This is a genomic window from Shinella sp. (assembly GCF_035998705.1).
GTDB lineage: Bacteria > Pseudomonadota > Alphaproteobacteria > Rhizobiales > Rhizobiaceae > Shinella.
Genome location: NZ_DASYHH010000029.1, coordinates 53,473 through 66,405 on the forward strand (window position 1 = coordinate 53,473; position 12,933 = coordinate 66,405).

The 12,933-nt window shown below is 64.7% G+C and carries 10 protein-coding genes; 5 read left to right on the plus strand and 5 right to left on the minus strand.

Features of this window, described 5'->3' with window-relative positions:
* Positions 1 to 131 precede the first annotated feature (131 nt).
* Entirely contained in the window at positions 132 to 1,781 is a 1,650-nt protein-coding gene (gene ettA, locus VGN93_RS27265; RefSeq protein WP_319317373.1) for an energy-dependent translational throttle protein EttA, read from the minus strand.
* A gap of 122 nt (positions 1,782 to 1,903) precedes the next feature.
* Positions 1,904 to 2,656, minus strand: coding sequence for a ribonuclease (locus tag VGN93_RS27270; protein ID WP_327510103.1), 753 nt, complete (start codon positions 2,654 to 2,656; stop codon positions 1,904 to 1,906).
* Between the two features lie 172 nt (positions 2,657 to 2,828).
* On the opposite strand from VGN93_RS27270, the gene VGN93_RS27275 reads away from it, so the two are divergent.
* The 4 genes from VGN93_RS27275 (at position 2,829) to VGN93_RS27290 (ending at position 7,781) form a co-directional block, all read left to right on the plus strand.
* Positions 2,829 to 3,788: an alpha/beta hydrolase gene (locus VGN93_RS27275; RefSeq protein ID WP_327510104.1), complete on the plus strand. Its 960-nt coding sequence runs from the start codon at positions 2,829 to 2,831 to the stop codon at positions 3,786 to 3,788.
* Positions 3,785 to 4,729: a DMT family transporter gene (locus VGN93_RS27280; RefSeq protein WP_319317365.1), complete on the plus strand. Its 945-nt coding sequence runs from the start codon at positions 3,785 to 3,787 to the stop codon at positions 4,727 to 4,729. Before VGN93_RS27275 ends, VGN93_RS27280 begins: the two co-directional genes overlap by 4 nt.
* Positions 4,730 to 4,938: 209 nt before the next feature.
* Positions 4,939 to 6,135, plus strand: a complete 1,197-nt coding sequence (locus VGN93_RS27285; protein WP_327510105.1) for a CaiB/BaiF CoA-transferase family protein — start codon at positions 4,939 to 4,941, stop codon at positions 6,133 to 6,135.
* Positions 6,132 to 7,781, plus strand: coding sequence for a thiamine pyrophosphate-binding protein (locus VGN93_RS27290; RefSeq protein ID WP_327510106.1), 1,650 nt, complete (start codon positions 6,132 to 6,134; stop codon positions 7,779 to 7,781). The genes VGN93_RS27285 and VGN93_RS27290 overlap by 4 nt, the downstream gene beginning before the upstream one ends.
* 184 nt (positions 7,782 to 7,965) lie before the next feature.
* On the opposite strand, the gene VGN93_RS27295 is transcribed toward VGN93_RS27290, so the two are convergent.
* A complete protein-coding gene (locus VGN93_RS27295; protein ID WP_319317357.1) occupies positions 7,966 to 8,304 on the minus strand; it encodes a TIGR01244 family sulfur transferase in 339 nt (112 codons plus the stop codon).
* Positions 8,305 to 8,472: 168 nt separating this feature from the next.
* Positions 8,473 to 9,327, minus strand: coding sequence for a DUF4432 family protein (locus VGN93_RS27300; RefSeq protein WP_327510107.1), 855 nt, complete (start codon positions 9,325 to 9,327; stop codon positions 8,473 to 8,475).
* Positions 9,328 to 9,597: 270 nt separating this feature from the next.
* Between VGN93_RS27300 and VGN93_RS27305 the strand changes: the two genes are divergently transcribed.
* Complete coding sequence (locus tag VGN93_RS27305; protein ID WP_414714190.1) at positions 9,598 to 10,962, plus strand: L,D-transpeptidase family protein; 1,365 nt, start codon at positions 9,598 to 9,600, stop codon at positions 10,960 to 10,962.
* Positions 10,963 to 11,227: 265 nt separating this feature from the next.
* On the opposite strand, the gene VGN93_RS27310 is transcribed toward VGN93_RS27305, so the two are convergent.
* On the minus strand, positions 11,228 to 12,751 hold the full coding sequence (locus VGN93_RS27310; protein ID WP_327510109.1) for a methyl-accepting chemotaxis protein: 1,524 nt from the start codon (positions 12,749 to 12,751) through the stop codon (positions 11,228 to 11,230).
* Positions 12,752 to 12,933: the final 182 nt, after the last annotated feature.

Sequence of the window (12,933 nt, forward strand, 5' to 3'; positions counted from 1 at the left end):
ATAAAGATATGTTTATGTGATTAACCCGCGTCGCGCAAGGGCAAATCCGTGTCGCCGATCTTCCCACCAACGGCCCAAAAGAAAAACCCCGGCAAGCCGGGGTTTCTCAAAGGCTGTGATGGCGCTTCGACTCAGCGCGTCAGGCGCTTGTAGGCCTGGCTGCCGGGATTGAGGGCATCGGGGCCGAGACGGCGGACCTTGTCCTCTTCGTAGTCCTCGAAATTGCCTTCGAACCATTCGACGTGGCCGTCGCCTTCGAAGGCCAGGATGTGCGTCGCGAGGCGGTCGAGGAACATGCGATCGTGGCTGATGATGATCGCGCAGCCGGCGAAGTTTTCCAGCGCGCTTTCCAGCGCACCCAGCGTTTCCGTATCGAGGTCGTTGGTCGGTTCGTCGAGTAGCAGCACATTGCCGCCGGCCTTCAGCATCTTGGCAAGATGCACGCGGTTGCGCTGGCCGCCCGAAAGATTGCCGACCTTCTGCTGCTGGTCGCCGCCCTTGAAGTTGAAGGCGCCGCAATAGGCCCGGGAGTTCATGTCGAACTTGCCGAGCTTGATGACTTCGGCGCCGCCGGAGATTTCCTCCCAGACCGTCTTGCTGCCGTCGAGCGCGTCGCGGCTCTGGTCGACATAGCCGAGATGCACGGTATCGCCGATGCGGATCGAGCCGCTATCGGGCTTTTCCTGGCCGGTGATCATCTTGAACAGCGTCGATTTGCCGGCGCCGTTCGGGCCGATGATGCCGACGATACCGCCCGGCGGCAGCTTGATCGACAGGTCGTTGATCAGCGTGCGGCCGTCGAAGCCCTTCTTGATGCCTTCCAGCTCGATGACCACGTTGCCGAGACGCTCGGAGACCGGGATGATGATCTGGGCGTCGCCGGGCCGGATGTTTTCCGCCGCATCGACCAGCTGTTCATAGGCCTTGATACGGGCCTTGGACTTCGCCTGACGCGCCTTCGGGCTGGAGGCGATCCACTCCTGCTCGCGCGACAGCGCCTTCTGGCGACCGGCTTCCTCGCGGCTTTCCTGCTTCATGCGCTTGGCCTTGGCCTGGAGATAGGCGGAGTAGTTGCCCTCATAGGGAATGCCGCGGCCGCGGTCGAGCTCGAGGATCCAGCCCGTCACATTGTCGAGGAAGTAGCGATCGTGGGTGATCATCATCACGGCGCCCGGATAGTCGCGCAGGTGCTTTTCCAGCCAGGCGATGGTTTCGGCATCAAGATGGTTGGTCGGTTCGTCGAGCAGCAGCAGGTCCGGCTGCGACAGCAGCAGGCGGCAGAGCGCGATACGGCGGCGTTCACCACCCGACAGCAGCGTGACATCGGAATCCTTCGGCGGGCAGCGCAGCGCTTCCATCGCCATCTCGACCTGCTGTTCCAGGTCCCAGAGGTTCTGGCTGTCGATGATGTCCTGGAGCTTGGCGCCCTCGTCCGCCGTCTCGTCGGAATAGTTCATCATCAGCTCGTTGTAGCGGTCGATGATGGCGGTCTTGTCGGCGACGCCGACCATGACGTTCTCGAAGGCGGTCTTGGCCGGGTCGAGATGCGGTTCCTGTTCCAGGTAGCCGACGGTCGCGCCATCGGCGAGCCAGGCTTCGCCGGTATATTCCTTGTCTTGGCCGGCGATGATGCGCAGCACCGTCGATTTACCGGCGCCGTTCGGGCCGAGGATACCGATCTTGGCATCCGGGTAGAAGGACAGGTTGACGTTTTCGAGGATCTTCTTGGCGCCGTAGGACTTGTTGAGCCCCGACATGTGGTAGATGAATTGACGTGCCATGCAAACGTGCTCCGGGTCGGACGAATTTGCCCGCTATGTAGGCGAATTCTCCGCCCGCGGCAATGTAAGAAAGCCGCATCGTCAGCACCGGCGCGCAGGGACCGCCCGTTCGCCCCCGGCAATCAGCCCGCCTGCGCAACCCCTGTTAGACCCTCGACGCAGCGCGACTTCGTCGGCGACGCGCCACCGATCAGCGCCGCCAGCTTCGGGTCGTCCCCTGCAATGCCGATGGTGAGGCCGATCACCACGGCCTTGTCCCCCGCCTTGCGGCAGCTGAGGCGCACCCGCTCGCCGGCACCGGCGCCAAAAGCCTTGTCGAAGGCCGCGCGCACGTCTGCGAGCTTGATGGTCGCGCCTGCCTTTTCCGTGAAGAGCGTGCGCACCGGCGAGGCATTCAGCTGGTCGAGCAGGTCCAGCGACCGGCTGTAATAGGCCTCTGCGGAGGCAGCGACGCAACTGCCGCTTCTCAGCCATTGCTGGCGGTCGAGACCGAGGCGCGCGGCGGGCATGGCGGCGAGCAGGCGCTGCTTGGTGCCGGAGGCGAGCACGATATCCGGCAGCTCCGTCCACTTGCCCTTGCGCGCCCGCTGTTTCAGATCGGCTTCGATGCCGCAATAGCTCTTGCGCACCTGGAAGAGGCTGACAAGCGAGAATTGCCGCGCGGCCGGCGACGTGGCGGAGAAATCCGCACAGCCGCGGCTCTTCGGCCGCGCCGCGCAATAGCCGGGCTGCCAGCTGATCGAGAGGACCTCGCGCACCGCCTCACCGGCCGGCACCGATTGCGCGCGCGCCAGACCGGGCCCCGCGAAGAACGATAGACACACAATGAGAAAGGACAATGCGGCTTTGAAAGTCAGTGCAGCTTGCGTCTTCATGACCGGCCCCTGATGAGAACAAAACAAGATCATATGCAACCAAAAATCCGGAAATTGCAACCCTGAATCGGAAAAATCGCGAAATGCGCGAGGATTTTCAAAAATGCACGCCGCATCCCATTGTCTTTGCATGGCAAATCGCGTTGACCTTGCGCAAACGGGAGGAATGGCGGTGTTTTCTGAAGCCGGGATGCTGAAAAGCCCCAGTGGGGCGACGCTGGCGCTGCGACACGCGCCTGCCCGCGGCGCGGCGCGCGGCATCCTGCTTCTCAGCCACGGCCTTGCCGAACACAGCCTGCGCTATGCGGATTTTGCCGCGCGCATGGCGTCCGAAGGCTTTCACGTCTACGCCCACGATCATCGCGGCCACGGCCTCACCACGGCACCCGATGCGCCGCGCGGGCAGTTTGCGCCGCGGGGTGGTGTCGCCCGCGTGATCGAGGACATGCGGGCGGTGCGCGATCACGCGGCCGCGCGCCATGCGGGCCTGCCGATCGTGCTCTTCGGCCATTCGATGGGCGGCCTGCTGGCGCTGGCCTTCGCGCAAAGCCATGCCGCTGATATCGACGCGCTCGCCGTCTGGAATTCCAACCTCGAACCCGGACTTGCGGGCCGCGTGGCGCAGATCGTGCTGGCGGCGGAGCGCATGCTGAAGGGATCGGACGTGCCGAGCGCCGTCCTGCCCCGCCTCACCTTCGGCGCCTGGGGCAAATCGATTGCCGGGCGGCGGACGGACTTCGACTGGCTGTCGCACGATGCCGCCGAGGTGGACGCCTATATCGCCGATCCGCTCTGCGGCTTCGACGTCAATGTCTCGATGTGGATCGACATCTTTGCCGTCACCTTTGCGGGTGCATCCGCCGACGGCCTCGCACGCCTGCCGAAAGGCTTGCCGATCCACCTCGTCGGCGGCGACGAGGATCCGGCGACCGATTGCGGCCGGGCGACGCTCGCCTTTGCCGGACGACTGAAAAAATCACGGCTTGAGGACATCACGACGATCGTCTATCGCGGCCTGCGGCACGAAACACTGAAGGAGAGCCGGGCCCTGCGCGACCCCGCCGTCGACGCCTTCGCCGGCTGGTGCCGGCGGGTGGTGACGGAACGGCGCCGCGCACCGGAAAACGCATGACTACATCCGCCATCACGCCGCTGCGCAACGAAATCGGTCTCGGGCTCCTCCTCATGGTGCTCTCGGTGCTCATCTCGCCGATCATCGATATTTTCGCGAAACTCGCGGTCACCTCCGTGCCGGCGACCGAGATCACCTTCGTGCGCCTGCTCTTCCAGATGACGGTGCTGGGGCCGATCTGTCTGATGCGCGGCACATTGTTCGACGTGACCTGGAGGAAGACCGGGCTGCATGCGGCGCGCGGCCTGCTGGTGGCCATCACCATGATCACCTTCGTGACACCGCTCGCCGTCATGGAAGTGGCGGATGCGATCGCCATCTTCTTCGTCGAGCCGATCATCCTGACCATCCTCGGCTCGATCGTGCTGAAGGAGACCATCGGCTGGCGGCGCTACACGGCCTGCGGCGTCGGCTTCTTCGGCTCGCTGCTGGTCATCCAGCCGAGCCTGCAGGAGGTCGGCCCGATCGCGCTTCTGCCCGTCGTCTCGGCCTTTTCGCTGGCGCTGTTCTTCCTGCTGACGCGGCTCGTCTCGCAGAAGGAGGATCCCTGGTCGATGCAGTTCTATGCGGGCCTCTGGGGCGGGCTGTTCTCCGGCCTGCTGCTCGTCTTCGGCAGCGCCACCGGCATCGCCTTCCTGACGCCCGTCATGCCGGACATGGCGAACATGCTCTATATCGCCGCTGCCGCCGTCGCGGCCACCATTGCCGGCGTGCTCGGCGTCTATGCCTATCGCGCGGCCCCCGCCTCGACGCTGGCGCCGTTGCAATATCTGGAGATCGTCTCGGCCACCATTCTCGGCTGGTGGGTGTTCGGCGACCTGCCGGATGCGGTGAAATGGCTCGGCATCGCCATCATCATCGCCTCGGGCCTCTATGTCATCTGGCGCGAGCGGCAACTCAACAAGACAGCGACGACGCCGCCGGTCTCCGCGCCGATCTGAGCATTTGTTTTTGCCGCATTATCCGACGCCGAAGCGATGCCGTTTCGGCTGGAAATGCTCTGACGAAGAAACATCATGTCAGTCTCAGCCGTCATGATGTCCGGCCGGCCTCCGGCTATCGTGCCTGCCGGCTTTTTGTTATCCAAAGCAAAACGGGCGAAAAGCCCGGCGGTCGTCCGTCGCGGCGCCCGCCGAGGAGGGAGTGCACGATGGAGAAGCCGAACCTGCCGCTTTCCGGCATCCGGGTCATCGAGTTGGCGCGGGTTCTCGCAGGGCCCTGGGCCGGGCAGATGCTCGCCGATCTCGGCGCGGACGTCATCAAGATCGAAAACCCGGACGGCGGCGACGACACGCGCGCCTGGGGCCCGCCCTTCGTGACGGGCAAGGACGGTGAAAACCTTTCGGCCGCCTATTACCACTCCACCAACCGGGGAAAACGCTCGATCGCCGTCGATCTCAAGACCGAGGAAGGCCGGGAGACCGTGCACCGCCTGATCGCGACCGCGGACGTGGTGATCGAGAATTTCAAGGTCGGCGGCCTCGTCAAATACGGGCTCGACTACCGGAGCCTCGCCGAAAAACATCCGAAACTCGTCTATTGCTCGATCACCGGCTTCGGCCAGGATGGGCCTTATGCCGCCCGCGCCGGCTACGATTATATCGTGCAGGGCATGTCCGGCTTCATGTCGGTGACGGGTGCGCCGGATGGCGAGCCGATGAAGGCGGGCGTGGCGATCGCCGATATCTTCACGGGCATCTATGCCGTGACCGCCATCCAGGCGGCCCTCATCCACGTCATGAAGACCGGCCATGGCCAGCATGTCGACATGGCGCTGCTCGATGTGCAGTCGGCCGTCATGGCGAACCAGAACATGAATTTTCTGGCCTCCGGCACGGCGCCCCGACGGCTCGGCAATGCGCATCCCAACATCTCGCCCTATGAGGTGGTGCCGACGTCCGACGGCCACATCATTCTCGCCGTCGGCAATGACGGGCAGTTCCGCAAGCTTTGCGGCGTCCTGCAACTCGATGGCGTGGCCGACGACGAGCGCTTCGCCACAAACCGCGCCCGCGTCGCCAACCGCCACGAGGTTCGCCGCCTCGTTACTGGCGCAACGGCCAATGTCACCAAGGCGGAACTGCTCGATGCCTGCGAGCGCGAGGGCGTGCCGGCCGGGCCGATCAATTCCATTGCCGAGACCTTTGAGGACCCGCAGGTCAAGGCGCGCGGCCTGCGCGTCGACCTGCCGGATGCCGACGGCAACCGCATTCCGGGCGTGCGCACGCCGATCGTGTTCTCCGGGACGCCGCTCGTCTACGACCGGCCGAGCCCGAGGCTTGGCGAACATACCGATGCCGTGATGGCGGAACTGCAATCCCTCGAAGCAGGAAAGAAAAGCGCATGAAGACCGGTGGCCAGTTGATCGTCGACGCCCTCGTTGCCAACGGCGTCAGGCGCGTCGCCTGCGTGCCGGGCGAAAGCTACCTCGCGGTGCTCGACGCGCTGCATGACACGGATATCGACGTGCTCGTGTGCCGCCAGGAAGGCGGCGCGGCGATGATGGCGGATTGCTGGGGCCGGCTCACCGGTCAGCCCGGCATCTGCATGGTCACCCGCGGCCCCGGCGCCACCAATGCCTCTGCCGGCCTGCACATCGCGCGGCAGGATTCGATCCCGATGATCCTGTTCATCGGCCAGGTGCAGCGCGATGCGCGCGAGCGCGAGGCCTTCCAGGAAGTGGAATATCGCCGCGCCTTCACCGAAGTCGCCAAGTGGGTGGCTGACATCGACGATGCGCGACGCATCCCGGAATTCATCACCCGCGCCTTCGCCGTCGCCACGTCGGGGCGGCCCGGCCCGGTCGTGCTGGCGCTGCCGGAGGATATGCTGACGGACATGGTCGAAGCTGTAGAGCCGAAGCCCCACATGCCCGTCGAGGCCCATCCGGGCCGCAAGCAGGTGGAGGAACTCGCGACGCTTCTGGAAGCGGCGGAACGCCCGCTCGTCATCCTCGGCGGCACGCGCTGGTCCGAGGCCAGCGTCTCGGCCTTCACGGCCTTTGCCGAGCGCTGGTCGCTGCCGGTCGCCTGTTCGTTCCGCCGGCAGATGCTGTTCGATCACCTGCACCCGAACTATGCCGGCGATTCCGGCATCGGCATCAATCCGGCGCTGGGCAAGGAAATCCGCGAGGCGGATCTCGTCGTGCTGCTTGGCGGGCGCTATTCCGAAATGCCGTCCTCGACCTACAGCCTGATCCAGAGCCCCTACCCGCAGCAGAAACTGGTGCACGTCTATCCCGATCCCTCCGAACTCGGCCGCGTCTATCGCCCGGACCTCGCGATCTCGGCCGCGCCCGAGGATTTCGTCGCAGCCCTCGAGGATCTCGCGCCAAAAACCGCGCCCCGCTGGGCCGCCCGCACCGCCGCCATGCACCAGTCCTACCTGAACTGGTCGACCCCGCCGCAGCATGGCCCCGGTGACGTGCAGATGGGACCGATCGTCGCCTGGCTGGAGGAGAACACGCCGGAAGACACGATCTTCACCAATGGTGCGGGCAACTATGCTACCTGGGTGCACCGCTTCCACCGGTTTCGCCGGTTTGCGACGCAGGCCGCCCCCACCTCCGGCTCGATGGGCTATGGCCTTCCGGCGGCCGTCGCGGCGAAACGCCTGTTTCCCGGGCGCGAGGTCATCTGCTTTGCCGGCGACGGCTGCTTCCTCATGCATGGCCAGGAATTCGCGACCGCCGTGCGCTACAACCTCCCGATCATCACCGTTGTCGTCAACAACGGCATCTACGGCACGATCCGCATGCACCAGGAGCGCGACTATCCCGGCCGCGTCAGCGCCACGGACCTCACCAATCCGGATTTTGCAGCACTGGCCGTCGCCTATGGCGGGCATGGCGAGACGGTGGAGAAGACGGAAGAGTTCGCCGCCGCTTTCCTGCGGGCACGTGCCAGCGGCAAGCCGGCGATCATCGAGGTGAAGCTCGATCCGGAAGCAATCACGCCGACGCGCACGCTGTCGGATATTCGTAGCGGGAAGTAGCTTTTGGGGGGCGATTGCCCCTCATCCCGCTGCCGCGACCTTCTCCCCGCAGGCGGGGAGAAGGGAGATGGGGCAAGGCCCCACTCTCATAAAGCCACACATTGTATGGGAAACCGGTTCAGCATATCCCTTCGCCCCGCTTGCGGGGAGAAGGTGCCGGCAGGCGGATGAGGGGCAATCGCCCTCAGCCGCGAATGTGCTGCGTCTGTTCGTAGATCTTCGTGGAACGCATGCCCGAGCGGCAATAGCCGAGCATCGGGCGCGGCAATTCGTCGAGCGCGTCGACCATGCCGTGCACGGCTTCGGCCGTCACACCCATTGAGCCGACCGGCACATGCGCCACTTCAATGCCGAGTTCCTTCGCACGCGCGGCGATGGCGGAAAATTCCGGTTGGTCCGGCTGCTCGTGGTCGGGGCGGTGGCAGACGATGGATTTGAACCCCAGATTGGCGATCGCGTCGAGGTCCTCGACTTCGATCTGGCCGGAGACGGAATATTCGTCGTTGATCGCGCGGATATCCATGGGTGGTTCCTTTTCGAAAATGGGGCGCTCACCGTTTACGCCCGCGGCGCAGGAGCGTCAATCATGCGAAATCTAGCGTGACCGCGGCACGGGCGCGAAGCGCTTTTGTGTCCGCAATCGCATGGAAACAAAAAGCGTTTTCGCTTTTCGGGCAAAACCAGAAACGCCCTACCGGACCTCGAAGGCCAGCCCGTAACCGACGCTTTCACCGGGCGCGAAATCCGGCGCCTCGCCGGACGCGATCAGCTCCTCTCGGGGCGCAAGGCGATGCGACACGGGCTCGATGCCGAGCACCGCCGCGCCCGCCGACTGGTTCCGCCAGACCTGGAGATAGGGCAAGGTATCGGTGCGGAAACGGATATGCATGCTGCGCCCGCCAAGCGCCGCGATCGGGCCGACCGCGATCTCCGCCCAGCCGTGTTTCGCCGTCTCCGCCGCCGGCACGCAGAAGATCTTCATGTCGCCCTCGTCGAAACGCCACGGCAGGCTGCCGCCGGGCAGCATCGCACCGGTCAGCCGCGTGTTCTCGTCGAAAAGGCAGGCGCCGAAATTGATGTGGTACATGCCGAAGGGCGGCCAGGCTTTTTCGCCGCTGTTGGTGACGACATCCTCCAGCGTGATATGGCCGGTGCGCCGGTCGACGCGCCAGCGGCGGGCGAGATCGGCCGCACCGCCATGGGCAAGCGCCACGGCGACCCGCCCTTCGCACACCAGTTCGCCCTCGTCCTCCTCGATCAGGATGTCGCGCGCCGGGCTGGACGACAGCGAGCCGTGCAGCGGGTAGCGCCGCCCGTCGGCAGCCCCTTCGATCGGCACCGGATGCCGGATATGATCCGGCCCGCAGGTGAACATGAAGCCGGGCAGCGCCCTGTCGATGCGCGGATCGCCATCCGAGGGAACCTTGGAACCGGGCGCGATGTCGACGCCATCGAAGACCGCGCTGGCGATATCGAGCGCCGAGTGCGGCGTGAGGTCGAGGCGGAACGACTGTTCGGGCGTATCGGCGGTGAGGGCAAAGGGCATCCGGGGCTCCGGGAAAGGGACACTGAAAGCGGATATGCTAGGATCAAAGCCGTCGCTAAGCCATGGGGCGTGTGATCTTTCCCTGGGAACCATCGCGGCCCATCACAAGTTTTTGCCATACGCGTTGACCTTACGTTCACCATCGATTCAGATTTTCCATATTAAGGTCTGAATTGAAGTGTTCCGTCCGCGCAATATGTGCAAGCTGGCAGGTCTAGAATCGTGAATTCTATTTTTAAAACAAGCGTTTCGCTTCTTACTGCGGCATCCGTGATCGGATTCGCACTCGCGCCCGCCCATGCGCAGACCTATCTCTCGAACGATACGGTGCTGGTTTCGCCGGAAGGCGACCTGCTCGACTACATTCCCGACGATGCGCGCGTGATGCGCGACAATCGCGGTCGTACCGTCTATGTCGACGGCTGGGGCAATATCATCGCAACGGCGCAGTCCGCCGACCGCTATTTCGCCCGCGGCGATTCCCGCCCGCGGCGCGATCGCTACCGCGCGGTTCAGGGCTATCCCGAAACCAATCCCGACTACTTTCCCCCGGCGCCCGAATCCGAGTTCGGCGACGAGTTGACGACCAGCTCCGTGCCCGAGATGCGCGAGGCCCTGCCGGGCGATATCGAGCGCCAGCAACTGCCGGATACCGATTTCGGCGGCTCGCAGCCCCTGCCCGATTTCGACGGCAACGGCGGCAATGCGGCCCTGCCGGAAAACGGCGTCGACCCCAATGCGGAATTCGTGCCCGGCCCGAAATTCAAGCCGGCAATCGCCATCGGCAAGATGTCCTCGGCCGAGATCACGGCCCTTCAGGTCTTTCTCGACCGCGAGGGTTTTTCGCCGGGCGTGATCGACGGCAAGAAGGGTTCCAACGTCACCAAGGCGATCGAGGCCTGGCAGAGTGCGACGGGCGAGACGCTCGACCCGAACAATGCCGACGACATCCTGGAGCGCCTGCGCCTGTCCGGCGGCCTGGCCTTCACCACCTACGAGATATCAGCCGCCGATGCCGCCGGCCCCTATGTCGCCGCCATCCCGGAAGACTACGCCCAGAAGGCGGCGCTGCCGCACCTCTCCTTCACCTCCACGACGGAGATGCTGGCCGAAAAGTTCCATATGGACGAAGCCTATCTCAAGGAGATCAATCCCGGCGTCGACTTCACCATCCCCGGCACGATCGTCAAGGTCATCGACACCGGCGTGGCGAAAACCGGCAAGGTGGCAAAAATCCTCGCCGACAAGGGCCGCAAGCAGATTCTCGCCTATGATGCGGACGGCACGCTGATCGCCGCCTACCCGGCCAGCATCGGCTCCGCCGACACGCCCTCGCCCTCCGGCCTCGTCACCGTCGAGCGCATCGCGCTCAATCCGGGTTACACCTACAATCCGAAGATCAACTTCCAGCAGGGCGAAAACAACAAGGTGCTGACCCTTCAGCCCGGCCCGAACGGCCCGGTCGGCACCGTGTGGATCGCGCTCTCGAAGCCGACCTACGGCATCCACGGCACGCCGGAACCCTCGAAGATCGGCAAGACCCAGAGCCACGGCTGCATCCGCATGACCAACTGGGACGCGACCGAACTCGCCAAGATGACGAGCCCCGGCGTCACGGTCGAATTCGTCGACTGACGAACGGGGGTAGCCCCTCATCCGGCTGCCGCCACCTTCTCCCCGCAAGCGGGGAGAAGGGATATGACCCGCCGGCTTTTTCAATTCGCGACGTTTTGCGAGATAAATCCCCTCAGCCGCTTGCGGCAGGGTTGCCTGATGAAGGGAAACCGTCGCCCCATCCCCTTCTCCCCGTGGGAGAGAAGGGGAGAATGGCACGGTCGAATCCCATAGGCGAATGCCGTACCTCTCGCGGTTATGCAATCCTTGCAAATTGCCCGCTCAATCAGGCCGCCCGCACATAACCCGCCCCCTGGGCCGGGCGGGCCTCGCCGCTGGTGCGGAAAGCGCTGAGCTGGGCGGCGATGGAGGCGGCCTCCTGCGTCAGCGCCTGGCTGGCGGCATTGGCCTCTTCGACCATGGCGGCATTCTGCTGGGTGATCTGGTCCATGGCGTTGACCGCCTGGTTGACCGCCTGGAGGCCCGTCGCCTGCTCCGCTGTGCTGGAGCGGATGGTGTTGAAGACGGCACTGACGTCCACGACCTGCGACACGATCTGGCGCAGCGACTGCGCGACCTCGTTGACCGAGCGCACGCCGTCCTCGACCTGGCCATGCGACTTGACGATCAGGTTCTGGATGTCCTTCGCCGCGTCCGCACAGCGCTGGGCAAGAGCGCGCACTTCCGAGGCGACGACCGCAAAGCCGCGTCCCGCCTCGCCCGCCCGCGCGGCCTCTATACCGGCATTGAGCGCCAGCAGGTTCGTCTGGAAGGCGATCTCGTCGATCACCTCGACGATATTGGCGATGGCCGAGGACGAGGCCTGGATCTCGCCCATGGCGACGATCGCATGCTCCACCACCTCGCCGCCGCGCTGCGCATTGTCGCGCGCCGCCATGACGAGCGTATTCGCCTCGTTGGCGCTCTGCGCGGTCTGGCGCACGGTGGTCGTCACTTCTTCGACGGCGGCGGCCGTTTCCTCAAGGTTTGCCGCCTGCCGCTCCGTGCGCTTGGCGAGGTCGTCGGAGGCCGCCGCGATCTCCTGGGCGCTGAGATGGATCGATCCGGCACCGACGCCGATATTGCCGATCGCCTGCGCCAGCGTCGACATGGCGTGGTTGAAGTCGTCGCGCAGCGCCTCGTAGGCCTGCGGCAGCGGGCCGGTGATGCGCGCCGTCAGGTCGCCGTCGGAAATGCGCTTCAGCGCCGCGCCGAAACTGTCGCCGACGATCTTGCGCTCCTCGGCCACGACCTGCGCCTGCACCGCCTGCTGCTTGGTGACGTCGGACGTATCCATATAGACCGAGATCGAAAGATCCATGTCGAGGAACATCGCCTTGAGCAGGCTGGAGAACTGTGCGGCAAATTCTTCCGGCGTGATCTCCCGGCGGCTGAAAAGGCCCGGCTTCGGCCAGAGCGACTTCACGGATTCGGCGAGCAGATGTTCGACGATCAGCGCATAACCGCCGATATACCAGCGCGGCTCCAGCCCGATGCGCGCATGCACATGGCCGATCGTCTGCACCTTGGTGGCATAATCGCCGGTGAAATTGCCGGTCGCGATGTTCGCCCAATGGCCGATCTGCGCCTTCTTGGCGCGGTCGATATGGGCGTCGGAGGAAAACAGGCGGTTGACCTCCGGGCTCTTGCGCACGATCGCGTAGAACTTGTCGAGCGCCGGGCCGAGTTCCTTCTCGATGAAGGGTTTGAGGCTGCGCAGCCGCTTCAGGGCCGGCTCGTCGAGGCCGAGATAGTCCAGACGGCGCGCAATGTCGTGGTTCTGGCTGGCATTCTCAAGGGTCGGCTTCATGCTGCTGGTATCCTGACGGCTATGGAAATGGAAAAACAATGTCCATCGGGGCGGCAATGCCGGTCCCGCGACCCGTCATGGGTCCTGCTGGAAGCGCCGGGCCTCCATGGATCAAGCTTTCTGGTGCGATATCACTAGGTTAGCCGTGGTAAATTGTTCATTACCGGCGGCCGTGCAATCTT

Bases quoted from the DNA above. Each gene is read 5' to 3' on its own strand.
- VGN93_RS27295 (WP_319317357.1), bottom strand. From the start codon at position 8,304: ATGGATATCCGCGCGATCAACGACGAATATTCCGTCTCCGGCCAGATC.
- VGN93_RS27280 (WP_319317365.1), top strand. From the start codon at position 3,785: ATGACTACATCCGCCATCACGCCGCTGCGCAACGAAATCGGTCTCGGG.
- VGN93_RS27300 (WP_327510107.1), bottom strand. From the start codon at position 9,327: ATGCCCTTTGCCCTCACCGCCGATACGCCCGAACAGTCGTTCCGCCTC.
- VGN93_RS27310 (WP_327510109.1), bottom strand. From the start codon at position 12,751: ATGAAGCCGACCCTTGAGAATGCCAGCCAGAACCACGACATTGCGCGC.
- VGN93_RS27270 (WP_327510103.1), bottom strand. From the start codon at position 2,656: ATGAAGACGCAAGCTGCACTGACTTTCAAAGCCGCATTGTCCTTTCTC.
- ettA (WP_319317373.1), bottom strand. From the start codon at position 1,781: ATGGCACGTCAATTCATCTACCACATGTCGGGGCTCAACAAGTCCTAC.
- VGN93_RS27290 (WP_327510106.1), top strand. From the start codon at position 6,132: ATGAAGACCGGTGGCCAGTTGATCGTCGACGCCCTCGTTGCCAACGGC.
- VGN93_RS27285 (WP_327510105.1), top strand. From the start codon at position 4,939: ATGGAGAAGCCGAACCTGCCGCTTTCCGGCATCCGGGTCATCGAGTTG.